The 21,443-nt window shown below is 71.8% G+C and carries 20 protein-coding genes; 11 read left to right on the top strand and 9 right to left on the bottom strand.

Annotation, left to right across the window (positions count from 1 at the left end; genetic code table 11):
* Window positions 1-63 precede the first annotated feature (63 nt).
* The gene (locus IE263_RS30375; protein ID WP_189941042.1) at window positions 64-960 is read left to right on the top strand and encodes an oxygenase MpaB family protein; all 897 of its coding nucleotides are present in this window, start codon (window positions 64-66) and stop codon (window positions 958-960) included.
* Here the strand turns inward: IE263_RS30375 and IE263_RS30370 are convergent.
* Complete coding sequence (locus IE263_RS30370; RefSeq protein ID WP_189941041.1) at window positions 946-1,470, bottom strand: PadR family transcriptional regulator; 525 nt, start codon at window positions 1,468-1,470, stop codon at window positions 946-948. The two genes, IE263_RS30375 and IE263_RS30370, sit on opposite strands and share 15 nt — an antisense overlap.
* Before the next feature lie 121 nt (window positions 1,471-1,591).
* Here IE263_RS30370 and IE263_RS30365 point away from each other — a divergent pair, with 121 nt between their 5' ends.
* Entirely contained in the window at window positions 1,592-2,350 is a 759-nt protein-coding gene (locus tag IE263_RS30365) for an alpha/beta fold hydrolase (protein ID WP_189941040.1), read from the top strand.
* 3 nt (window positions 2,351-2,353) lie between these two features.
* Here the strand turns inward: IE263_RS30365 and IE263_RS30360 are convergent, their stop codons facing one another.
* On the bottom strand, window positions 2,354-2,953 hold the full coding sequence (locus IE263_RS30360) for a class I SAM-dependent methyltransferase (protein ID WP_189941039.1): 600 nt from the start codon (window positions 2,951-2,953) through the stop codon (window positions 2,354-2,356).
* 152 nt (window positions 2,954-3,105) lie between these two features.
* Here IE263_RS30360 and IE263_RS30355 point away from each other — a divergent pair, with 152 nt between their 5' ends.
* From IE263_RS30355 to IE263_RS30335, 5 genes are all read left to right on the top strand, one after another.
* Window positions 3,106-3,900: an MHYT domain-containing protein gene (locus IE263_RS30355; RefSeq protein ID WP_189941038.1), complete on the top strand. Its 795-nt coding sequence runs from the start codon at window positions 3,106-3,108 to the stop codon at window positions 3,898-3,900.
* Between the two features lie 48 nt (window positions 3,901-3,948).
* Window positions 3,949-6,471, top strand: coding sequence for a sensor histidine kinase (locus IE263_RS30350; RefSeq protein ID WP_189941037.1), 2,523 nt, complete (start codon window positions 3,949-3,951; stop codon window positions 6,469-6,471).
* Window positions 6,468-6,905 (top strand): roadblock/LC7 domain-containing protein, encoded by a 438-nt coding sequence (locus IE263_RS30345; RefSeq protein ID WP_189941036.1) that lies wholly within the window; start codon window positions 6,468-6,470, stop codon window positions 6,903-6,905. The genes IE263_RS30350 and IE263_RS30345 overlap by 4 nt, the downstream gene beginning before the upstream one ends.
* 22 nt (window positions 6,906-6,927) lie before the next feature.
* Complete coding sequence (locus IE263_RS30340; protein ID WP_189941035.1) at window positions 6,928-7,338, top strand: DUF742 domain-containing protein; 411 nt, start codon at window positions 6,928-6,930, stop codon at window positions 7,336-7,338.
* A gap of 75 nt (window positions 7,339-7,413) precedes the next feature.
* On the top strand, window positions 7,414-8,022 hold the full coding sequence (locus IE263_RS30335; RefSeq protein WP_189941034.1) for a GTP-binding protein: 609 nt from the start codon (window positions 7,414-7,416) through the stop codon (window positions 8,020-8,022).
* Between the two features lie 19 nt (window positions 8,023-8,041).
* On the opposite strand, the gene IE263_RS30330 is transcribed toward IE263_RS30335, so the two are convergent.
* Complete coding sequence (locus IE263_RS30330; protein ID WP_189941033.1) at window positions 8,042-8,470, bottom strand: PPOX class F420-dependent oxidoreductase; 429 nt, start codon at window positions 8,468-8,470, stop codon at window positions 8,042-8,044.
* A 104-nt stretch (window positions 8,471-8,574) separates the two neighbouring features.
* Here IE263_RS30330 and IE263_RS30325 point away from each other — a divergent pair, with 104 nt between their 5' ends.
* Both IE263_RS30325 and IE263_RS30320 read left to right on the top strand, forming a co-directional pair.
* On the top strand, window positions 8,575-8,988 hold the full coding sequence (locus tag IE263_RS30325; RefSeq protein ID WP_189941032.1) for a roadblock/LC7 domain-containing protein: 414 nt from the start codon (window positions 8,575-8,577) through the stop codon (window positions 8,986-8,988).
* Window positions 8,989-9,115: 127 nt separating this feature from the next.
* The gene (locus IE263_RS30320; protein WP_189941031.1) at window positions 9,116-10,036 is read left to right on the top strand and encodes a DUF6397 family protein; all 921 of its coding nucleotides are present in this window, start codon (window positions 9,116-9,118) and stop codon (window positions 10,034-10,036) included.
* Between the two features lie 10 nt (window positions 10,037-10,046).
* Here the strand turns inward: IE263_RS30320 and IE263_RS30315 are convergent, their stop codons facing one another.
* Together IE263_RS30315 and IE263_RS30310 are read right to left on the bottom strand one after the other, a co-directional pair.
* A complete protein-coding gene (locus tag IE263_RS30315; RefSeq protein WP_189941030.1) occupies window positions 10,047-10,913 on the bottom strand; it encodes an acyl-CoA thioesterase in 867 nt (288 codons plus the stop codon).
* Between the two features lie 43 nt (window positions 10,914-10,956).
* The gene (locus IE263_RS30310; RefSeq protein ID WP_189941029.1) at window positions 10,957-13,470 is read right to left on the bottom strand and encodes a DEAD/DEAH box helicase; all 2,514 of its coding nucleotides are present in this window, start codon (window positions 13,468-13,470) and stop codon (window positions 10,957-10,959) included.
* Between the two features lie 145 nt (window positions 13,471-13,615).
* Between IE263_RS30310 and IE263_RS30305 the strand changes: the two genes are divergently transcribed.
* The gene (locus IE263_RS30305) at window positions 13,616-14,410 is read left to right on the top strand and encodes a metal-dependent hydrolase (RefSeq protein WP_189941028.1); all 795 of its coding nucleotides are present in this window, start codon (window positions 13,616-13,618) and stop codon (window positions 14,408-14,410) included.
* A 26-nt stretch (window positions 14,411-14,436) separates the two neighbouring features.
* Here IE263_RS30305 and IE263_RS30300 read toward each other — a convergent pair whose 3' ends face one another.
* From IE263_RS30300 to IE263_RS30285, 4 genes are all read right to left on the bottom strand, one after another.
* On the bottom strand, window positions 14,437-14,691 hold the full coding sequence (locus IE263_RS30300; RefSeq protein ID WP_189941027.1) for a type B 50S ribosomal protein L31: 255 nt from the start codon (window positions 14,689-14,691) through the stop codon (window positions 14,437-14,439).
* A 51-nt stretch (window positions 14,692-14,742) separates the two neighbouring features.
* Window positions 14,743-15,213, bottom strand: coding sequence for a DUF5709 domain-containing protein (locus IE263_RS30295; RefSeq protein WP_189941026.1), 471 nt, complete (start codon window positions 15,211-15,213; stop codon window positions 14,743-14,745).
* Between the two features lie 636 nt (window positions 15,214-15,849).
* Window positions 15,850-17,667: an ABC transporter ATP-binding protein gene (locus IE263_RS30290; protein ID WP_189941025.1), complete on the bottom strand. Its 1,818-nt coding sequence runs from the start codon at window positions 17,665-17,667 to the stop codon at window positions 15,850-15,852.
* Entirely contained in the window at window positions 17,664-19,466 is a 1,803-nt protein-coding gene (locus IE263_RS30285) for an ABC transporter transmembrane domain-containing protein (protein WP_189941024.1), read from the bottom strand. Before IE263_RS30285 ends, IE263_RS30290 begins: the two co-directional genes overlap by 4 nt.
* Window positions 19,467-19,711: 245 nt before the next feature.
* Between IE263_RS30285 and IE263_RS30280 the strand changes: the two genes are divergently transcribed.
* Window positions 19,712-21,361, top strand: coding sequence for a peptide-N4-asparagine amidase (locus tag IE263_RS30280; RefSeq protein WP_189941023.1), 1,650 nt, complete (start codon window positions 19,712-19,714; stop codon window positions 21,359-21,361).
* The last annotated feature ends 82 nt before the right edge of the window (window positions 21,362-21,443 follow it).

The following is a 21,443-nucleotide window of genomic DNA, read 5'->3' as shown; positions in this document are numbered from 1 at the left end:
AGCGTTCATCTCCTGCTACTCAACGTAGAGTTACAGTTCCGGCGGCAGAAGGGGGACGGTGCGGTGAAGCGCTTCGAACGGCTCGAACAGATCCGGCGGATGGACCCCTACGAGGACGCCTCCGCGATCTACCGGCTCACCGCGGCGTACGAGTTCCCCTGGGACTTCACTCGCGCCCTGGAACTGGCCTTGTACCGCACCTACGCGGTGCCGAGCATCGGCAGACTGCTCGCGCGGACGGCGGAGCTCACGGACCGCACGCAGAAGCGCTACGACGACACCTCGCTGCTCCTCGACGCTGTCGTCGAGCACGGCTTCGACAGCGAAGAGGGCCGTACGGCCGTCCGTCGCATCAACCAGATGCATCGCAGCTACGACATCGGCAGCGACGACATGAGGTACGTGCTCTGCACCTTCGTCGTCATGCCCAAGCGCTGGATCGACTCCTACGGATGGCGCAGGCTCTCCCGCCATGAGATCGTCGCCTCCACCGTCCACTACCGCACCCTCGGACAGCGCATGGGCATCAAGGACATCCCCGGCTCCTACGAGGAGTTCGAAGCCTGCCTCGACGCCTACGAGGAGAGCCACTTCGCCTGGGACGAGGGCGCCCGGCGGGTCTCGGACGCCACGCTCGACCTGATGGCCTCCTGGTACCCGCGGCCGCTCGCCCCGGTGCTGCGCACCGCCACCCTCGCCCTGCTCGACGAACCGCTCCTGAAGGCCTTCCGCTACACCCCGCCGGCCCCCGTCACCCGCGCCCTGGTCCGCACAGCGGTACGCGCGCGTGGACGTGCCGTCCGGCTGCTGCCCCCGCGCCGCGCACCGCACTTCGCACGGCAGAACTGGCAGATCAAGGGCTACCCGAACGGCTACCGGCTGGAGGACCTGGGCACCCGCCCGATGCCCGGCGTAAGGGGCTGCCCCGTGCGGCATGTCGGCGGATCAACCACCCAGTGAGTCCAGCGTCTCCCGCAGCCAGCCGACCTCGGCCCGCGACGTTGCTCGCGCGATGGTGAGCACGCCCCGCCGGAACGGGTCGTCCAGTTCCTCGGCGCGCACCGGCCGGTCGCCTTCGTAGAAGAAGCTCGCCGGCTCCTCCAGGAAGGCCAGCCGACGGCGCAGTACGACCGCCTGAGCCGCGGCGTCGTCCAGGTGCCGGAGGAAGGCGAGCACCGTGAACCAGCGGTTCTCGTCGGTGATGTCCCGCTGGTCGGGCTCGGCCAGCCGCCGGCGCAGTTCGCGCCTGCCCTGGTCGGTGAGGCTCAGGACGTGCCGCGGGGCCGCCACGGCGCCGGGCTCGGTGGCGCGCACCAGGAGGCCCGACTTCTCCAGCCGCTTGATCGCCGGATACAGGGTGCTCTCGGCCACGGGCCGTACGTGTGCCGTGAGTGCCGTGATGCGTTTGCGCAGTTCGTAGCCGTGCAGCGGGGCGTCGTACAGGAAGCCGAGGATGGCGAGCTCCAGCATGCCTGCATTCTGCCGCACAGTCGTGGTACACCGGGCATGGCATATCTCGTTGTCGCCATACATCGGTGACGAGGTATCTTCGAGGTGCTCGAATCGACCGTGATGCCCTCAGGAGACAGTGATGCGACAAGCCGAGTTCGGTGGTGGGGAAGGCTGGATCCGCTGGACGGAGACACCGGGCGCGCAGCCCGCGCGCGTGTACGTGCACGGGCTGGGGGCGACCTCGGCGGTCTACCACGCGCACGTGGCAGCACATCCCGAACTCGCCGGCAGGCGCAGTCTGTTTGTCGACCTTCCCGGGCACGGCATCAGCGACCGGCCCGAGGACTTCGGCTACACGCTGGAGGAGCATGCGGACGCCCTGGCGGTCGCCTTGGACACGGCGGGCGTGACGGGCGCCGAGCTGATCGCCCACAGCATGGGCGGCTCCGTGGCCATCGTCCTCGCCCACCGCCGGCCCGACCTGGTCTCCCGGCTCGTCCTCACGGAGGCCAACCTCGACGCCTTCCCGCCGCCGACCGCGGGCAGCAGCGGAATCGCCGCCTACACCGAGGACGAGTTCGTCGACGGCGGCCGCGCGCGCGTGCTGGACGCGATCGGACCCCTGTGGGCGGCGACCATGCGGCTGGCCGACCCGCGTGCCCTGCACCGCAGTGCCGTCGGGCTGCGACAGGGCTCCGTCCCCGTGATGCGCGAGATCCTGACCGCCCTCGACTCGGTCGAGCGCGTCTACCTTCAGGGCGAGCGCAGCGGAGAACTGGTGGGAGCGGGCGCCCTGGAGGCGGCGGGCGTGCGCGTGGTGACCGTGCCGGCCGCCGGCCACAACGTCATGTTCGACAACCCCGACGCCTTTGTGACCGCGGTCGCCGGAGGGGTGTGAACGTCAGTCCTCGCGGACGGCCAGGGCCAGGAAACGGGCGTCCTCGTCGGCGTACGACGTCAGACGCCATCCGGAACCGGCCAGCAGTGGACGGAGGTTCGGCTCCGCACGCAGGTCGTCGGGGGTGATCCGGCGGCCCTGACGTGCCGCGAGCGCCGCCCTGCCGATCGGGTGGAACAGCGCGAGCGTGCCGCCGGGGCGCACGACGCGGGCCAGCTCGCGCAGGTTCTCCGCCGGGTCGGGCAGGTGGGAGATGAGCCCGGCCCCGAACACGGCGTCGAGTGACCCTGAGCGCAGGGGCAGCGCGGCCACGTCGGTGAGCAGCAGCTGTCCGTCGCGGTCCCGTCCCGCCCGTACGGCGGCCTCGAGCATGGCCGGGGTCAGATCGGCACCGAGGACCACTCCCGAGGGTCCCACGGCCCCACGCAGGGGCGTCAGGGCCCGACCGGTGCCGCAGCCCGCGTCCAGCACGCGGTCGCCCTCGCGCAGACCGAGCTCGGCGACCGCCGCCGCGTAGGCGGGACCGTCGTCGGGGAACCGGCTGTCCCAGTCCGCCGCGCGCGCGGTGAAGAACTCCTGGACGTGTGTGTGGTCATCGCTCATGTGCCGCATGATCCCTCACCGGCACGGAGGACGTCGCGGTGCACACGTTCGAGCGTGAGGCGATCGCTCCGGCGCATTTCCGCGTCATATTGCGGCACCTTTCGAAATGCGCCCCCTTTGTGCTCCCGTGCCCCCACTAGCGTCCCGGAGCCATGGGACACCTGGACCACGCCACCTTCGGCTGGCTGACCCCCGTGCTGTCGTACGTGATGGCCTGCATCGGCGCCGCCCTCGGGCTGCGCTGCACCGTCCGTGCGCTGGGCGCCACCGGGCGCTCGCGCCGCAACTGGCTCGTCACGGCGGCCTCCGCGATCGGTACCGGCATCTGGACCATGCACTTCGTGGCCATGCTCGGCTTCGGCGTCAGCGGCACCGACATCCGCTACGACGTCCCCCTGACCGTGCTCAGCCTCCTCGTCGCCATGGTCGTCGTCTGCGCCGGCGTCTTCGCCGTCGGCTACGGCCGCGACCGCACGCGCGCGTTGCTGATCGGCGGTCTCACCACCGGCCTCGGCGTGGCGAGCATGCACTACCTGGGCATGGCCGCGGTCCGGCTGCACGGCGACGTGACTTACGACCCGATGCTCGTCGGACTCTCCGTCCTGATCGCCGTCGTCGCGGCGACCGCGGCCCTCTGGGCGGCGCTCAACATCAAGTCGCCGGTCGCGGTCACCCTCGCCTCGCTCGTCATGGGCGCGGCGGTGAGCAGCATGCACTACACCGCGATGTTCGCGGTGGACGTGCGTGTCACGCCGTCCGGCGAGGTCCTGCCCGGGGCCACGGCGATGCAGTTCATCTTCCCCCTCGCCGTCGGCCTCGGGTCCTATCTCTTCCTGACCTCGGCCTTCGTCGCACTGTCTCCCACGACGGGGGAGCGCGAGGCGTCCGCCTCCGCGCAGCAGCCGCTGGAGAGCGTCGCCGGCCGTCAACAGGCCCGCACCGTGTGACGGGACCGGACGGCACAACCCCCGAACCCCCTTTTGAGCGAGGAGGCCATGCGTACACCCCGGAGGACCCCCACGGACGGCGCCGAGACGCCGCCCCCCGTGCGCGGGCGTCGCGCCCACGCCGGACCGCCCGCCGACGAGGGGCCGGACGAGCCGTCGGGCACAGTGACGGACGCGCCACCCACGCGCGTGGGACGCCGGCGGATCCGGCCGCGCACCGTGCGCGCCAAGATCGTCTGTCTGCTGATGGTGCCGGTCGTCTCCCTGCTGGCCCTGTGGGCGTACGCCACCGTCAGCACCGCCCAGGACGTCTCCCGGCTGCGGCAGTTGCAGCGCGTGGACTCCGAGGTCCGCACCCCCGTCGCGGCCGCGGTGGCGGCGCTCCAGACCGAGCGGGCGGCCGCCGTGCGCCACGCCACCGACCCGGCCGCCGCGCAGAACGGCGACCTCAAGGAGCTCGGCGAGCGCACGGACCGCGCCGTGGCCGGGCTCCGGCTCGGCGACGACAGCACCGTCGCCGACGCCCAGGAGCTGCCCGCCGGAGTCGCCCAGCGCCTCGAGGCGTTCGTCACCGGCGCCGAGGAACTGCGCTCCCTGCGGACCGCGGTGCTCGACGGCAGCGCCGGCTGGGAGGAGACGTACAGCCGGTACACGAGGACGATCTCGGCCGCCTTCTCCGTCGGCGGGGCTCTGTCCGGCATCCAGGACGCGGAACTCGGCTCCGACGCGCGCGTGCTGCTCGAGTTCTCCCGCGCGGGCGAGGCGCTGGCCCAGGAGGACGTCGTGCTCGACAGCGCACGTCTGGCGGGCCACCTCGACGGAGAGCGCCTGCGGCTGTTCACCGGCGCCGTCGACACGCGCCGCACCCTCACCGAGTCGGCCGTGGCGGACCTCCGCGGCCCCGAACGCATCGCCTGGCGGAGCCTGGCCGCGGGCAGCGCCTACGCTGTCGTGGACGCCGTCGAGGACAAGGTGCTCGCCGACGGACCCGGTGCGAAGGTCCTCGCCGCCGCGCCGGAAGCGACCTGGGGCACGGCACACGCGCGCGTGCAGAACGGCATGCGGACCATCGAGGCGGACGCGGCGCGCGGAGTCGCCGACCGCGCCGACCCGTTCACCCGCGGTCTGCTCACCCCCGCCGGCGCCGCGGTGCTCCTGGGCCTCGCCGCCGTCGCCGCCTCGCTCGTCATCTCCGTCCGCATCGGCCGCGGACTCGTCGTCGAGCTGGTGAGCCTGCGCAACGGTGCCCTGGAGATCGCCCGGCGCAAACTCCCCGAGGCCATGCGGAAACTCCGGGCCGGAGAGGAGATCGACATCCGGGCAGAGGCCCCGCCCGGACCGCGCGCCGAGGACGAGACCGGCCAGGTCGCCGAGGCCCTCGGCACCGTGCACCGGGCCGCCCTGCGCGCCGCGGTGGAGCGTGCCGAGCTCGCCAGTGGCATCTCCGGCGTGTTCGTCAACCTCGCCCGGCGCAGTCAGGTTCTGGTCCACCGCCAGCTCAGTCTCCTGGACAGCATGGAGCGCCGCTCCGACGACCCGAACGAGCTGAGCGACCTCTTCCGGCTCGACCATCTCACCACTCGCATGCGACGCCACGCGGAGAGCCTGATCATCCTCTCCGGCGCCGCCCCCGGCCGGGCCTGGCGCATGCCGGTCTCCCTGACCAACGTGGTCCGCGCCGCCGTCTCCGAAGTCGAGGACTACGCGCGCGTGGAGGTACGGCAGCTCCCGGAGGCCTCCGTCATCGGCTCCGCCGTCGCCGACCTCACCCACCTGCTCGCCGAACTCGTCGAGAACGCCGCCCAGTTCTCGCCTCCGCACACGCGCGTGCGCATCACCGGCGAGCCCGTCGGCAACGGCTACGCCGTCGAGGTCGAGGACCGGGGCCTGGGCATGGGCAAGGAGACCCTTGCCGAGGCCAACCGGCGGATCGAGCAGTCCGAGGCCCTCGACCTCTTCGACAGCGACCGGCTCGGCCTGTTCGTGGTCAGCAGGCTCGCCGCACGCCACGGCGTCAAGGTCCACCTGCGCACCTCGCCCTACGGCGGCACCACGGCGGTCGTCCTGCTGCCCACCGTCCTGCTGCACAGCGGCACGCCGGAACGTTCCGCTCGAGAGGTGGCGGAAGCGGAAGAGGCGCCCGCGGAACGCGAGTACGCGCGCGTGCCCGCCGCCGACCACCACCAGGAGGCCGTGGCCTCGACCGCCGACCGGCCGGCGCTCGTCGCTCCCGGCCGGGCCGCCGCCGAGCCGTCCGCCGCCGACACCCCACCCCCCGGAGTCACGACCTTGCGCCTGCACCGCCCACTGGACGACTCCGACGGATCGGACGACCTGCCACGCCGGGTACGGCAGGCGAACCTCGCCCCCCAGCTGCGCCGTCCGCTTCCCGAGGAGCCGGCCCAGGCGCCCGGCCCGCGCGGCGACGACGGGCGCACCCCCGAACTCGTACGGGACCGGATGGCCGCGTACCGGGACGGCTGGGTGCGCGGCGGTGGCAGGCAACCCGGCCGCGGTGCCACCGCGAACCCCGCACCGGGCAGCGACAGCAGCGAAGGAGACCCCGCATGATCCAGGACCCGAGCACAAGGCCGGCCCAGCGGTCCGGCGAACTCGACTGGCTGCTGGACGACTTGGTGATGCGCGTGAGCGAGGTACGGCACGCCGTGGTGCTGTCCAACGACGGCCTCGCCGTCGGCGCCTCCACCGACCTCAGCCGCGAGGACGCCGAACACCTCGCCGCTGTCGCCTCCGGCTTCCACAGCCTCGCCAAGGGCGCGGGCCGGCACTTCGGCGTCGGCGGTGTACGCCAGACCATGGTGGAGATGGACGACGGCTTCCTGTTCGTGGCCGCCGCGGGCGACGGCTCCTGCCTCGCCGTCCTCACCGCCGTGACCGCCGACATCGGCCTGGTCGGCTATGAGATGGCCCGGCTGGTCAAGCGCGTCGGAGAGCACCTCTACGCGCCGCCGCGCGCCTCCGCGCGGCGGCCCGCCGCCGGATGAGGCGAGGGGGCGACCCGCGCAGATGACCGAGGAGATGACCGGCGCCCCGCGCGAACCGGGCAGCCAGTGGTACGACAACGAGGCCGGGCCCCTCGTCCGCCCGTACGCCATGACGGGCGGACGCACGAGACCCGGGCCCACCGGGGTCCACTTCGACCTGATCGCCCTGGTCACCCTGGACCCGGGTGCGCCCGGCGCCGACGGCGTGGGGCTCGGGCCGGAACACCGCACCCTCATCGGCCTGTGCCGCACGGAGACCCAGTCCGTCGCGGAACTCGCGGCGGGCTCCGACCTGCCCGTGGGCGTGGTCCGGGTGCTCCTCGGTGACCTGCTGGAACTCGGCTGCGTCACCATGAGCCGTCCCGTGCCGCCCGCGCAGCTGCCCGACGAACGCATTCTGCGTGAGGTCATCGAAGGGTTGCGCGCGCTGTAGATGAACGTTCACACCCGTCCGAAAGCGTACGGACCCGCTCCGCACCCTTGTCGACCCTCCCGAGAGAAGTGATCCATGGTCCCCGAGCACTCCGACGTCACGGGCGGCGGCGACACGGCCCCGCTGGCGTTGAAGATTCTGGTCGCCGGCGGTTTCGGCGTGGGCAAGACGACCCTGGTGGGCGCGGTCAGCGAGATCAAGCCGCTGCGCACCGAGGAACTGCTGAGCGAGGCGGGCCAGTCGGTGGACGACACCGACGGCGTGGACCAGAAGGTCACGACCACGGTCGCCATGGACTTCGGCCGGATCACCATCCGCTCCGGCCTCTCCCTGTACCTGTTCGGCACCCCGGGCCAGGACCGATTCTGGTTCCTGTGGGACGAACTGTCCCAGGGAGCCCTGGGCGCCGTCGTCCTCGCCGACACCAGGCGCCTGGAGGACTGCTTCCCCGCGGTGGACTACTTCGAGCACCGGCACATCCCGTTCGTGGTGGCCGTCAACTGCTTCACGGGAGCGCGGGCTTACGGAGCCCACGAGGTCTCGCGCGCTCTCGACCTCGACCAGGGCACCCCCGTCGTCCTGTGCGACGCCCGTGACCGCGACTCGGGGAAGGAGGTGCTGATCCGGCTCGTCGAGTACGCCGGGCGGATGCACACCGCCCGGCTGCTCGACTCCGTGAGCTGAGGAGAAAGCGGCCGGTTCGTCAGTCCGCCACGGCCTTCTCCGCGAGAACCCTGTCGATCCTGACACGCACGAGCAGTTCGCCCGGAACCCCGTTGCGGACGCCGAACTCCTCGGCGCGTTCCTCGCCCATGTACCGCGCTCCTATCCGGGTCGCCCAGTGCCGTACCTCGTCGAGGTCCTCCGAGATCACGGCGCGCCCCTGCAACACGACGTAGTCGAACGGTGGTCGGTCGTCGTCCACACAGAGGGCGACCCGGCCGTCCCGGGCCAGATTGCGGCCCTTCACGGTGTCCTTGCCCGTGTTGAAGACCACGTCGTCGCCGTCGAGCAGGAACCAGATCGGTGCCACGTGCGGACGTCCGTCCGTCCGGACCGTCGACAGCTTTGCGGTGCGGGTGCCGTGCGAGACGAACGCCCGCCATTCCTCATCGGTCATCTTCTGTGCCATGCCTCCATCCTCCTTGCTCGGCGGCCGGTGGTGGGGAAGGCTGACGGACAGGCCCGTCGGCCGGGCGGGCATGACACGGGGAACGTCACACGGGGAGACGGATCATGGCGCAGAAGCAAGGGCTGGGGTGGCTGCTGGACGACCTGACCGAGCGGGTCGACCACGTGCGGCACGCACTGGTCCTGTCCAACGACGGGCTGGTGGCCGGCGCGAGCACGGGACTGCGCCGGGAGGACGCCGAGCACCTCGCAGCCGTCTCGTCCGGACTGCACAGCCTCGCCAAGGGATCCGGACGCCACTTCGGCGCGGGTCAGGTACGCCAGACGATGGTCGAGTTCGACGACGCGGTGCTGTTCGTCACCGCGGCCGGCACCGGCAGCTGCCTGTGCGTCCTCAGCGGCGCGGAGGCCGACATGGGCCAGATCGCCTACGAGATGGCGCTGCTCGTCAACCGGGTCGGCGAGCACCTCGCGGTGGACGCCCGCCACCCCGAGCGAGCCTCACTGACAGACCTCTGACCTGCACCTTCGTCGTCCCCCGTGGAGTTATCCACAGGCTGGCCACGAGAACCGCGAATCCGGCTACGGTTTTTCCGAGGCCCACCGCGGACGGCGCGGGCACTTCACTCCACGGGGGAGACCGACCATGTCAGGCAACACCACCACTCAACGGCACGCACTTTCCTGCACGTTCAGCCGCGCGGCGAGGGAGCTCGGTCTGAAGCGCAGCGAGTTCGACCTCGCCGTGAACCTGGGGCGCATCAGGACAGTGCCCGACGAAGGAGGAGGGGGCCGCCGGGTGGCCCGCGCCGAGCTCGACCGACTGCGAGCGGCGCCCGGCTTCCCTGAAGCACTGCGCAACAGCGTCGAAGCCGTGGGCACCAGCGAGGGCGCGGCCGTCATGGAGGTGCCGCCGACCCGTTTCACGCGGCTGGCGCGGCTGGGGCTCGTGGTGCCCGTGAAGTTCTATCTCAACCGGTACAGGGCCGTCGTCTGGCTCTATCTCACCGACGAGCTGCGGCAGTTCGCGGACGACAAGGACAACGCACCCCTGCTGACGGGCCGGACGCCCGAGGACATGAGGGAGCAGTTGGCCGCCGGCCTCGACCTGCGGCCCCGCAACTGGCGCGGACGCCACCTCGGCTTTCTGCTGCGGCAGGCCGACGGCCCGTGGCAACGCGCGGGGGCCCTGGCCGCGCTGCTCGACCCCGTCCAGGTCGCGGAGATCGTCAAGGACCCTTACGAACGCTCCCACCTGAACCGCTTCCGACCGGGACCACCGGCCCACGGAGCCCCGGGGACACCGGCCGCGCACCTCGTCGAGAAGATCACGACGGCGGACGACCCCGACGAGATCGACTGGCTACGCTCCGACCTGGCACAGGCCCTGGAGGAGGCCCGCACCCACCACCCCGCACCCCGCCCCTCGCCGAAGCGGGAGCCGGAGCCGAGGCCGGAGTCGGCCCCGCCGCGCCCGGCGGCGGAACCCGAGCGGTCCGGCGGCCACGAGCGCCCCGGGCGAGCCAGGAGCGGCCTGCTGGGCTGGCTGCGCCGCAGAAGCGCGTGACACCCCGGGCCTACAGCGGCCGGAACAGTCCCTCCTGGACGACCGACACCAGCAGGCGGCCCTGCGCGTCGTAGATCCGCCCGCGAGCGAGACCGCGTCCGCCCGTCGCGATCGGCGACTCCTGGTCGTACAAGAACCACTCGTCCGCGCGGAACGGCCGGTGGAACCACATGGCGTGGTCCAGCGACGCCATGTCGAAGTTCCGCGGACCCCACAGCGGTTCGACGGGGAGGCGGACGGCGTCCAGGAGGGTCATGTCGCTGGCGTACGTCAGTGCGCAGGTGTGCACGAGCGGGTCGTCGCCGAGCGGCCCGACCGCGCGCATCCACACCGCGCTGCGCGGCTCGGCGTCCTTGACCTCCTCGGCGCTCCAGCGCAACCGGTCCACGTAGCGGATGTCGAAGGGCTGACGACGCGCCATCCGCTCCAACTGCTCGGGCAGCGCGCCCAGATGCGTCCGGACCTCCTCCGCGACCGTCGGCAGCGACTCCGGGTCCGGGACCTCGCGGGCCGGCGGCAACTGGTGCTCGAAGGGACCTTCCTCAGGCTTGTGAAAGGAGGCGGTGAGATTGAAGATCGTGCGCCCCTGCTGCACGGCGGTGACCCGGCGGGTCGTGAACGACCGCCCGTCCCGCACCCGTTCGACCTGGTACACGATCGGCACGCCCGGCCTGCCCGGGCGCAGGAAGTACGCGTGCAGCGAGTGCACGGGCCGGTCGCCCTCCGTGGTCCGGCCGGCTGCGACCAGCGCCTGGCCCGCCACCTGGCCCCCGAAGACCCGCTGCAGGGACTCCTGCGGGCTGCGGCCCCGGAAGATGTTGACCTCGATCTGCTCCAGGTCGAGCAGGTCGACGAGCCTCTCGGCCGGATTCGTCATCGGTGCGCTTCTCCTGTGCCTGCTTCTCTGCCTGATTCGGTGCTCACAGCTGGCCGACGTCGGTGACCCGGACGACCGCGCGGCCCTCGGCGTCCGACGCCGCGAGGTCGACCTCCGCGCTGATGCCCCAGTCGTGATCGTCGTTCGGGTCGTCGAAGATCTGGCGGACACGCCACAGCCCGTTCTGCGGCTCCTCCTGGATGACGAGCAGCTTGGGGCCGCGGGCGTCCGGACCGGTGCCCAGGTCGTCGTACTCGTCCCAGTACTTGTCCATCGCCTCGCCCCACGCGTCGGCGTCCCAGCCGGACTCGGCGTCCATCTCGCCGAGCTCGTCGACCTGGTCGAGGGCGGCGAGCTCGACGCGGCGGAACATCGCGTTGCGGACGAGGACCCGGAAGGCCCGCGCGTTGGTGGTGACCGGCTTGACCTCGTCGGCCTTCTCCTGGGCCTCCTCGGCGGTCATCTCCTCCGGGTTGGCCAGCTGCTCCCACTCGTCCAGCAGGCTGGAGTCGACCTGGCGCACCATCTCGCCCAGCCACTCGATCAGATCCTGCAGGTCCTCGGACTTGAGGTCGTCCGGGACGGTGTGGTCGAGGGCCTTGTAGGCGCTGGCCAGGTAGCGCAGCACAATGCCCTCGGTGCGGGCCAGCTCGTAGTGGGACACCAGCTCGGTGAAGGACATCGCCCGCTCGTACATGTCGCGGATCACCGACTTCGGCGACAGCGGATGGTCTCCGACCCACGGATGGCTCTTGCGGTACGTGTTGTACGCGTGGAAGAGCAGCTCCTCGAGCGGCTTCGGGTAGGTGATGTCCTGGAGGCGCTCCATGCGCTCCTCGTACTCGACGCCGTCCGCCTTCATCGCGGCGACCGCCTCGCCGCGCGCCTTGTTCTGCTGGGCGGCCAGGATCTGGCGCGGGTCGTCGAGCGTGGACTCCACGACGGAGACCATGTCGAGCGCGTAGGACGGCGATTCCGGGTCCAGCAGCTCGAACGCGGCCAGCGCGAAGGTGGACAGCGGCTGGTTCAGCGCGAAGTCCTGTTGCAGGTCGACGGTGAGGCGGACGATGCGGCCCGTGGCGTCCGGTTCGTCGAGCTTCTCGACGATCCCGCCGTCCAGCAGCGAGCGGTAGATCGCGATCGCGCGCCGGATGTGCCGCAGCTGCTGCCGGCGCGGCTCGTGGTTGTCCTCCAGCAGATGGCGCATCGCCTCGAAGGCGTTGCCGGGCCGGGCGATCACCGACAGCAGCATGGTGTGCGTCACCCGGAACCGGGACGTCAGCGGCTCCGGTTCCGACTCGATCAGCTTCTCGAACGTGTTCTCCGTCCAGCCGACGAAGCCCTCCGGCGCCTTCTTGCGCACCACCTTGCGGCGCTTCTTCGGATCGTCGCCCGCCTTGGCGAGCGCCTTCTCGTTCTCGATGACGTGCTCGGGCGCCTGCGCGACCACGAAGCCCGCCGTGTCGAAGCCGGCCCGCCCGGCCCGTCCCGCGATCTGGTGGAACTCACGCGCCCGGAGGGTGCGCACACGGTTGCCGTCGTACTTCGTCAGCGCCGTGAACAGCACGGTCCGGATGGGCACGTTGACACCGACGCCGAGGGTGTCGGTACCGCAGATCACCTTCAGCAGACCGGCCTGGGCGAGCTTCTCCACCAGGCGCCGGTACTTGGGCAGCATGCCGGCGTGGTGCACGCCGATGCCGTGTCGCACGTAACGCGAGAGGTTGCGGCCGAACTTCGTGGTGAAGCGGAAGTTGCCGATCAGCTCCGCGATCTGCTCCTTCTCCTCGCGCGAGCACATGTTGATGCTCATCAGCGCCTGGGCCCGCTCCACCGCCTGCGCCTGCGTGAAGTGCACGATGTAGACGGGAGCCTGCTTCGTCTCCAGCAGGTCGGTGAGCGTCTCCGTGAGCGGCGTGTACCGGTACTCGTAGGACAGCGGTACGGGCCGGGTCGCCGAGCGGACCACCGCGGTGGGGCGGCCGGTGCGGCGGGTGAGGTCCTTCTCGAAGAAGGAGACGTCGCCGAGCGTGGCCGACATCAGCACGAACTGCGCCTGGGGCAACTCCAGGAGGGGGATCTGCCAGGCCCAGCCGCGGTCGCCCTCCGCGTAGAAGTGGAACTCGTCCATGACGACCTGGCCGACGTCCGCGGCCCTGCCGTCGCGCAGCGCGATCGAGGCGAGCACCTCGGCGGTGCAGCAGATGACCGGGGCGTCGGCGTTGACGGACGCGTCGCCGGTCAGCATGCCGACGTTCTCCGTGCCGAAGATCTTGCACAGCTCGAAGAATTTCTCCGACACCAGCGCCTTGATCGGGGCGGTGTAGAAGGTGACCTCGTCCCGGGCGAGCGCGGCGAAGTGCGCACCCGCCGCGATCATGCTCTTGCCGGAGCCGGTGGGCGTCGACACGATCACGTTCGCGCCGGAGACCGCCTCGATCAGCGCTTCCTCCTGATGCGGGTAGAGCGTGAGACCGCGCTCCTGGGCCCAGGACTCGAAGGCGTCGTACAGGGCGTCGGGATCTGCGGTCGGCGGCAACTGATCGATGAGGGTCACGCCCCCATCTTGCCTGCCCCGGTGCCCGAGCGGGGAATCGGATGCCGGACCGAAGATCACGGCCGCTACGCTGTCTCGGCGACGGAGCGTCATTGCACCCGGTCAACTGGACAGCGGCACACATGGAATGGGGCGGGCAACGGCCATGATGGGACCAGCACACTCACTGTCGGGCGCTGCCGCCTGGCTCGGCGTCGGTGCGGCAGCCGCCGCGGCCGGGCACTCGATGCCCTGGCCGGTCCTGCTGTGCGGTGCGTTGATCTGTGCCGGCGCCGCGCTCGCTCCCGATCTCGACCACAAGGCCGCGACGATCTCCCGAGCCTTCGGTCCCATCTCACGCTGGCTGTGCGAGATCGTGGACAAGCTCTCCTACGCCGTCTACAAGGCCACGAAGAAGCAGGGCGACCCGCGTCGCTCCGGCGGTCACCGCACGCTGACGCACACCTGGCTGTGGGCGGTCATGATCGGTGCGGGCACCTCGGTGCTGGCGATCACCGGTGGCCGCTGGGCGGTGCTGGCGATCCTCTTCGTGCACATGGTGCTGGCGATCGAGGGTCTGCTGTGGCGGGCGGCGCGCGGTTCCAGCAGCGACGTGCTGGTGTGGCTGCTGGCGGCGACCAGCGCGTGGATCCTGGCCGGGGTCCTGGACAAGCCCGGCAACGGCGCGGACTGGCTGTTCACCGAGCCCGGTCAGGAGTACCTGTGGCTCGGGCTGCCGATCCTGCTGGGCGCCCTGGTGCACGACATCGGGGACGCGCTGACCGTTTCGGGCTGCCCGATCCTGTGGCCCATCCCGATCGGGCGCAAGCGCTGGTATCCGGTGGGTCCGCCCAAGGCGATGCGGTTCCGGGCGGGCAGCTGGGTCGAGCTGAGGGTGCTGATGCCGGTGTTCATGGTGCTCGGCGGAGTGGGCGGCGCGGCCGCGCTCAACGTCATCTGAGCAACGCCCAGGGACACGCTGCCGGCTCAGGTCGCCGTGCCCTCGCCGTAGCGCCGCTCGAAGCGGGCGATACGGCCCTCCGTGTCCACCGTGCGCGCCTTGCCGGTGTAGAACGGGTGGCTCTCGGAGGAGATCTCCACGTCGACGACCGGGTAGGTCTCGCCGTCGTCCCACTCGATCGTCTGGTCGCTCGTCGCGGTGGACCGGGTCAGGAAGGCGTAACCGGCGGCGCGGTCACGGAAGACGACCGGGTGGTAGTCGGGGTGCTTGTCCTGCTGCATACGTGCTCCTCGAGCGATGGGGCCCAGGGCGACGGACCGGGGGCGGCCATGTCAGCCGGGCAGGGAGTCCTCGTCGACGACGTGCATCGCGGCCTCCTCGGCGGAGGCGGCCGCGCCGTCGATGCCGACATCGGTGGCGACCAGGGCGCTCTCCTCGTCCTCGTGGGCTCCCTCGTCCGGCGCCACGAGCCGGCCGGAGCGGACAGCGCCGACCTCGTTGTCCAGGAGTTCCCCGTCGGTGCCGTCGCAGTCACCCAGGCCGTCGCCGTCGGGCGGGGAGAGGTCCGGCACCTCCTCCGCGAGCCGCTGGTCGAGGGTCTCGCCCTGTTGGCGCTCCGCGGCTGTCACACCGGTGTGCTCCACGGCCCACGGCCTCTCCGGAGGCGACCAGCCCCGGTCCAGGGGGTCGCCGACGCCGTCGTTCTCGAGCGTGTCCTCCGCGTCGAGCAGTCCCGCGTCGTCCTGGACCTCGGATGCGTCGGGCTGGTAGACGTCGTCCCCCCATCCATCGGCGCTGTTCACGGGTACCTCCAGGGAATGACGGGCCCGTACTCACCGCGGTCGGCGGTGGGACACCGCCGCACGGGACACCGGCCGAAGGCGGCGTGCTCCGGACGGAGCGGCCCGGCCGCTTTCAGTGCGGGTGCCGCTCTCCAGCGTTCCACCCCGGTTCGGGCCCGCGCAACGGCAAAGGGGAAGGGACGGCCGGACGCGGGCGCCGGAGGCGGGACACGGAGGCTCCGACCTGGGATGTGCGGCAGCTGTCCGTGCGTATGCGGGACCGTGCCCGCAGGCGGCCCGGGCCGTCGTTCCATCGGCCCCGGCCGCCGTTCCACCGGTCCGGGCCGTTGTCCATCCGATCAGAGCCGTCGTCCCGCCGAGGTGGCCGAGCCCCGAGGCCGGCTCCACGCTCACGGCTCCGTCGCCGCGTCGGCCCACCGCCGTTCCGCCGGAGCGGGCCCGGCACCAGCGCCGGGGGCGACCCCGGCACCGGTCCGTGCGGCAGGTCCGGCACCGGTCCGTGCGGCAGGTCCGGCGCCGATCGCTGGGGCAGGCCCGGCACCAGCGCCGAAGGCAGCTCCGGCACCGGTGCCTGCGGCAGCCCCCGAACCAGCGGCACCCCCATCACGTGCCCCGGTGGCCGCTCAACCACGTCTCTCACCCGTGCCAGGACCGCCAGAGCGCCGCGTAGGCCCCGTCCGCCGCGACCAGCTCCGCATGGCTGCCCAGCTCGCTGATACGGCCGTTCTCGACGACGGCGATGACGTCGGCGTCGTGGGCGGTGTGCAGACGGTGGGCGATGGCGACGACGGTGCGGCCGTCCAGGACACGGGCCAGCGACCGTTCCAGGTGGCGGGCGGCGCGCGGGTCGAGCAGCGAGGTCGCCTCGTCGAGCACCAGGGTGTGCGGGTCGGCCAGCACCAGGCGGGCCAGAGCGATCTGCTGGGCCTGGGCCGGGGTGAGCACGACCCCGCCCGAGCCGACCTCGGTGTCGAGACCGTCGTCCAGTGCCCGCGCCCAGTCGTCCGCGTCGACGGCGGCCAGCGCGGCCCACAGCGCGGCGTCCCCGGCGCCCTCCGGGGTCCCCTCGCCGGGGTGGAGCCGGGAGTGGGGGAGGGCGAGCCGGAGGTTGTCGCGCAGCGAGCCGACGAAGACGTGGTGCTCCTGGTTGACCAGGGCCACGTGCGAGCGGACGCGTTCGGCGGTCATCCGGGACAGTTCGGCGTCGCCGAGCGTGATCCGGCCGTCCCGGGGCGCGTAGATGCCGGCGAGGAGGCGGCCCAGTGTGGACTTGCCCGCGCCCGAGGGGCCGACCAGGGCCAGCCGGGTGCCGGGGGCGACCTCCAGGGACACCTTGCGCAGCACGTCGACACCCTCGCGGTAGCCGAAGCGGACCCGGTCGGCGAGCACGTCGCGCCCGTCCGGCTCCAGCGCGGGATCCCCGGCGTCCGGCTCGATGTCGCGCACCCCGACGAGACGGGCCAGCGACACCTGCGCCACCTGCAGCTCGTCGTACCAGCGCAGGATCAGGTTCACCGGGTCGACCAGCATCTGGGCGAGGAGGGCGCCTGTCGTGAGCTGGCCGACGCCGATCCAGCCCTGCAGGACGAACACCCCGCCGAGCATGAGGACCGAGCCGAGAACGGTGACGTGCACGACGTTGATGACCGGGAAGAGCACCGACCGCAGCCAGAGCGTGTACCGCTCCCAGGCCGTCCACTGCTTGATCCGCAGCTCCGACAGCTCGACCCGGCGGTCGCCGAGGCGGTGGGCCTCCACGGTGCGCCCGGCGTCCACGGTCTCGGCGAGAGCGGCGGCCACGGCGGCGTACCCGGCGGCCTCGGAGCGGTAGCCGGACGGCGCCCGCTTGAAGTACCAGCGGCAGCCGGCCACCAGCAGCGGCACCGCGACCAGCACGGCCGCTGCCAGGGGCGGAGCTGTGACGACGAGTCCGCCGAGCAGCAGCGCGGCCCACATCACACCGATCGTCAGCTGGGGCACGGCCTCGCGCATGGCGTTGGCCAGCCGGTCGATGTCCGTGGTGATGCGGGACAGCAGGTCGCCCGTCCCGGCCCGCTCCAGCACACCCGGCGGCAGCCGGACCGAACGGACGAGGAAGTCCTCGCGCAGGTCGGCCAGCATCCGCTCGCCGAGCATCGCGCCGCGCAGCCGCACCTGGCGGACGAAGGCGGCCTGGACGACCAGGGCGAGCACGAACAGGGTGGCGATGAGCTCCAGATGGAGCTCGCGTGCACCGTCCGACAGCCCTTCCACGACGTCACCCAGGAGCCACGGTCCCACCATCGAGGCGACGGTCGCGACCGTGTTGACGGCGACGAGCAGCAGGAAGGCGCGGCGGTGCCTGCGCAACAGTTCGGCCACGTAGGCGCGTACGGTCGCGGGGGAGCCGACGGGCAGCGTGTTCGCCGTCGTCGGTGCCGCCGGGTCGTACGCCGGTGGCGCCACGCCGATCATGCGGTCTCCTCGATCTCTTGCAGCTCGGTGTCGTGCAGTTTCGTCAGCACACCGCTCAGGGCGGCCTCTTCGTCGGTCTCCCGGGTCACCACGGCGCGGTACCGCGGCTCGGTGTGCAGCAGCTCGCGGTGCACGCCGACCGCCGCCGCCCGGCCCTCGTGCACGAGGACGACCCGGTCCGCCCGGTCCAGGAGCAGCGGGGACGAGGTGAACACCACCGTCGTGCGCCCCGTCCGCAGCTCCCGCAGCCCCTCGGCGATCCGTGCCTCGGTGTGGGAGTCGACGGCGGAGGTGGGTTCGTCCAGGACGAGGACCTCCGGGTCCGTGAGCAGCGACCGGGCCAGGGCCAGCCGCTGGCGCTGGCCGCCGGACAGGGAGCGGCCTCGTTCGGTGATGCGGGTGTCCATCGGGTCGTCGGCGTCCAGCGAGCCCTGGACGAGGGCCTCGAGGACGTCCCCGCACTGGGCGGCCGTCAGTGCAGCCGCCGCGTCGACGGCGCCCGAGGCGGGCACGTCGAGCAGCTCGCGCAGGGAACCGGACAGCAGTACCGGATCCTTGTCCTGGACGAGGACGGCGGTGCGCGCGCAGTCCAGTGGGAGTTCGTCCAGCGGGACCCCGCCGAGCAGTACTGCGGGACCGTCCTCCGAGGAGTGTCCGCCCAGACGTTCCGCCAGCCGCCCGGCCGTGTCCGGGTCGCCGCACACCACGGCGGTGAGGCGGGAGGCCGGGGCGAGCAGTCCGGTGGCCGGGTCGTACAGATCCCCGGAAGGGAGGTCCGCCGGGCGGGATCCGCCGGCGTTCGTGGCCCGTTCCAGCGACAGCACCCCGGCGGCGCGTTTCGCCGACGGACGGGAGAAGGAGTAGGCCATCGCGATCTCCTCGAAGTGCCGGAGGGGATACGTCAGGACCATGACGGAGCTGTAGACGGTGACGAGTTCGCCGACGGAGATCCGGCTCTCGCGGGCCAGATGGATGCCGTAGAACACGACCGCGATCAGCAGCAGACCCGGCAGCAGCACCTGGATGGCGCTGATCAGGGACCACATGCGGGCGCTGCGCACGGCCGCGTGCCGGACCTCCTGGGAGGCGCGGCGGTAGCGGTCGAGGAAGAGTTCCTCGCCGCCGATGCCGCGCAGCACCCGCAGGCCGGCCACGGTGTCCGAGGCCAGTTCGGTGGCGCGGCCGGCCTTCTCGCGCTGGAAGTCGGCGCGCCGGGTCGCGCGGGGCAGCAGAGGCAGCACCGCGACCGCGAGGACGGGCAGGCCCACCGCGACCACCACACCGAGGGCCGGCTGGTAGACGACCAGGCCGACGCAGACCAGCACGACCGTGAGGGCGGCGGCGGTGAAGCGGGAGACGGCCTCCACGAACCAGCCGATCTTCTCGACGTCTCCCGTGGAGACGGCGACGACCTCACCGGCGGCGACCCGTCGGCTCAGCGCGGAGCCCAACTGCGAGGCCTTGCGGGCGAGGAGCTGCTGGACGCGGGCGGCCGCGGTGATCCAGTTGGTGACGGCCGCGCGGTGCAGGAAGGTGTCCCCGATGGCGATGGCCGCGCAGCACAGGGCCATCAGCCCGCCGGCGAGGGCGAGCCGCGAACCGGAGCGGTCGACGACAGCCTCGATGGCGAACCCGACGCAGAAGGGCTGCGCGGAGACGCCCACGAAGTGCAGCAGTCCCCAGGCCAGTGATCTGAGCTGGCCGCCCAGCTGGTTGCGGCCGAGCCACCACAGGAAGCGGGGCCCCGAGCGCGCGTCGGGCACACCCGGGTCGGAATACGGAAGGTCTTGGATCTGCATGACGTCCCAGTGGCTCGTGTCAGGTGGGGGGATGGAGGAGCGGACCATGGGGAGTCCGCGGGGAGGAGCGGCGGCAACAAACCGTGAAAGGGTCGCGTCGGAGGGTGGTCAAAATCAACCGGTTTTCCACGGCGGCTCATGGATCCGGCTGCCGCCCGACGCGGCCCGGACACCCTGATTCCGACCAGCCCTCCCGAGGGAGGCGTCATTGCGGGGAGGGCTCAACTCCCCGTAGAACACCGGCCATGAGAAGCCGGATCATCATGTCCATGCTCACCGGAGTGATCCTCCTGGCGAGCGCACTCCTCGGCACCGCACCCGCCCATGCCGCACCCGCCCCCGCGACCGACGCCTCCGTCGGGACAGGGGACACCCCCTCCCGACCGGCGGACGTCCCCGCCGAGTTCGGCACCGACTGGCACGACCCCCTCACCGCCGCCCCGCCCGTGATCAAGCCGGCCACCAGATCCTGCCAAGTCGTCGTCGCCGAGGCGCAGTTCCGTGACTTCACGCCCTACCGGGGGACGTACACCCCTCCCCAGGGCTGTGGCGACCACTGGAGCAAGGTGGTGCTGCGGCTCGACGGCAAGGTCAAGGGGCGGCAGTTCGACCGTCTGGGCTATCTGCACGTGGGCGGTGTCGAGATCTTCCGCACCTCCACCCCCGAGCCGTCGCCCGACGGGATCGAGTGGTCCGTCGAGAAGGACGTCACGCGCTACAGCGACACCCTCCGCGGCGCGCACGACGTCGAGATGCTGATCGGGAACGTCGTCGACGACACGTACACGGGCGTCATCGACGTCAAGGTGACGCTCACCTTCTTCACGGGACGCCCGGCCGCGACCCCCGACCGCGTCCTCACCCTCGCCGACGGTGCCACCCTCACCACGCCCCGCAACAGCGAACGCATCGTCGCCGAGGTGTACGCCACCGGCTCCGGCGGCGGCTGCGAGGAGTACTGGTACCTGACGGTGCCCGCCGAGGCGCCCTACTCCTGCCACGCGGACGACGGCCCCTACCGCGAGGTGCAGATCGCGATCGACGGACAACTGGCCGGAATCGCCACCCCCTTCCCGCACGTGTGGACCGGCGGCTGGTCCAACCCCTTCCTCTGGTACGTGATTCCGGGCCCCCGTGCCTTCGACATCAAGCCGGTCGAATACGACCTGACCCCCTTCGCCGGGCTCCTCAACGACGGCCGCCCGCACCGCGTCGAGGTGTCCGTCGTCGGCGTGCCCGAGGGGCGGAGCGGCTGGAGCACACCGGTCAACGTGCTGGTGTGGCAGGACGAGAAGAAGGCCGTCGTGGGCGGGAAGGTCGTCCGGCGGGAGGCGGGCGGCTTCACCGACTCCACCACCTACACGCCCGGTGCGGAGCACCGTGTGGACGCCGAGGGCGGCCACCGCCTGACCGTCGCCGGTTACGTCGACACCTCCCACGGCCGGGTGACGACCACCATCACCCGCACCCTGGCCGCCACCTTCGCGCACCGCTGGACCGACGGCGAGACCGTGGACGGCCTCGACGCCACGTGGAGGGACGACGAGACGGTCACCGTGGACGGCCGCGGGTCGGCGCGCACGACGCGCACCCACCGGACATACACGATGAACGGCACGACCACGCTCGGCGCCGGCGACCGGCTGCGCACGGTCCTGACCCTCGGCGACCGGGCCGACGCCGTGACGACCCGGAACGGCCGACGCACGGCGTGGTCGCGGCTCGACGACACCTACACGGGTGACGCCACGTTCACCGTGAACGTGCCCCGCGACCAACGCCACGCGGTCGGCACGACGAGCGAGCGCTACCGGCTCCACGGCTCCTCGGGTTGCCACGACCGGGAGTTGACGACCGTGCAGGGCGTGCTCACCGAGGACCGCAGCGGCTGCTGATCCGGAGGGGGCGCGGTCAACGCGGAGACCGGTGGTGTGCGATGCGTCACTCGTGGCGCGTTTTACGTACACGCAACACAGA

This window comes from Streptomyces aurantiogriseus, from assembly GCF_014649375.1.
In the GTDB taxonomy this organism is placed as follows: domain Bacteria; phylum Actinomycetota; class Actinomycetes; order Streptomycetales; family Streptomycetaceae; genus Streptomyces; species Streptomyces aurantiogriseus.
The sequence above is the reverse complement of the archived record's forward strand: the minus strand, read 5'-3'. Positions and strand labels throughout refer to the sequence as shown.

Coding starts and splice junctions, on each gene's coding strand:
- IE263_RS30370 (WP_189941041.1), bottom strand. CDS start 1,470: ATGCTGGAGCTCGCCATCCTCGGCTTCCTGTACGACGCCCCGCTGCAC.
- IE263_RS30365 (WP_189941040.1), top strand. CDS start 1,592: ATGCGACAAGCCGAGTTCGGTGGTGGGGAAGGCTGGATCCGCTGGACG.
- IE263_RS30360 (WP_189941039.1), bottom strand. CDS start 2,953: ATGAGCGATGACCACACACACGTCCAGGAGTTCTTCACCGCGCGCGCG.
- IE263_RS30355 (WP_189941038.1), top strand. CDS start 3,106: ATGGGACACCTGGACCACGCCACCTTCGGCTGGCTGACCCCCGTGCTG.
- IE263_RS30350 (WP_189941037.1), top strand. CDS start 3,949: ATGCGTACACCCCGGAGGACCCCCACGGACGGCGCCGAGACGCCGCCC.
- IE263_RS30345 (WP_189941036.1), top strand. CDS start 6,468: ATGATCCAGGACCCGAGCACAAGGCCGGCCCAGCGGTCCGGCGAACTC.
- IE263_RS30340 (WP_189941035.1), top strand. CDS start 6,928: ATGACCGAGGAGATGACCGGCGCCCCGCGCGAACCGGGCAGCCAGTGG.
- IE263_RS30335 (WP_189941034.1), top strand. CDS start 7,414: ATGGTCCCCGAGCACTCCGACGTCACGGGCGGCGGCGACACGGCCCCG.
- IE263_RS30330 (WP_189941033.1), bottom strand. CDS start 8,470: ATGGCACAGAAGATGACCGATGAGGAATGGCGGGCGTTCGTCTCGCAC.
- IE263_RS30325 (WP_189941032.1), top strand. CDS start 8,575: ATGGCGCAGAAGCAAGGGCTGGGGTGGCTGCTGGACGACCTGACCGAG.
- IE263_RS30320 (WP_189941031.1), top strand. CDS start 9,116: ATGTCAGGCAACACCACCACTCAACGGCACGCACTTTCCTGCACGTTC.
- IE263_RS30315 (WP_189941030.1), bottom strand. CDS start 10,913: ATGACGAATCCGGCCGAGAGGCTCGTCGACCTGCTCGACCTGGAGCAG.
- IE263_RS30305 (WP_189941028.1), top strand. CDS start 13,616: ATGATGGGACCAGCACACTCACTGTCGGGCGCTGCCGCCTGGCTCGGC.
- IE263_RS30300 (WP_189941027.1), bottom strand. CDS start 14,691: ATGCAGCAGGACAAGCACCCCGACTACCACCCGGTCGTCTTCCGTGAC.
- IE263_RS30290 (WP_189941025.1), bottom strand. CDS start 17,667: ATGATCGGCGTGGCGCCACCGGCGTACGACCCGGCGGCACCGACGACG.
- IE263_RS30285 (WP_189941024.1), bottom strand. CDS start 19,466: ATGCAGATCCAAGACCTTCCGTATTCCGACCCGGGTGTGCCCGACGCG.
- IE263_RS30280 (WP_189941023.1), top strand. CDS start 19,712: ATGAGAAGCCGGATCATCATGTCCATGCTCACCGGAGTGATCCTCCTG.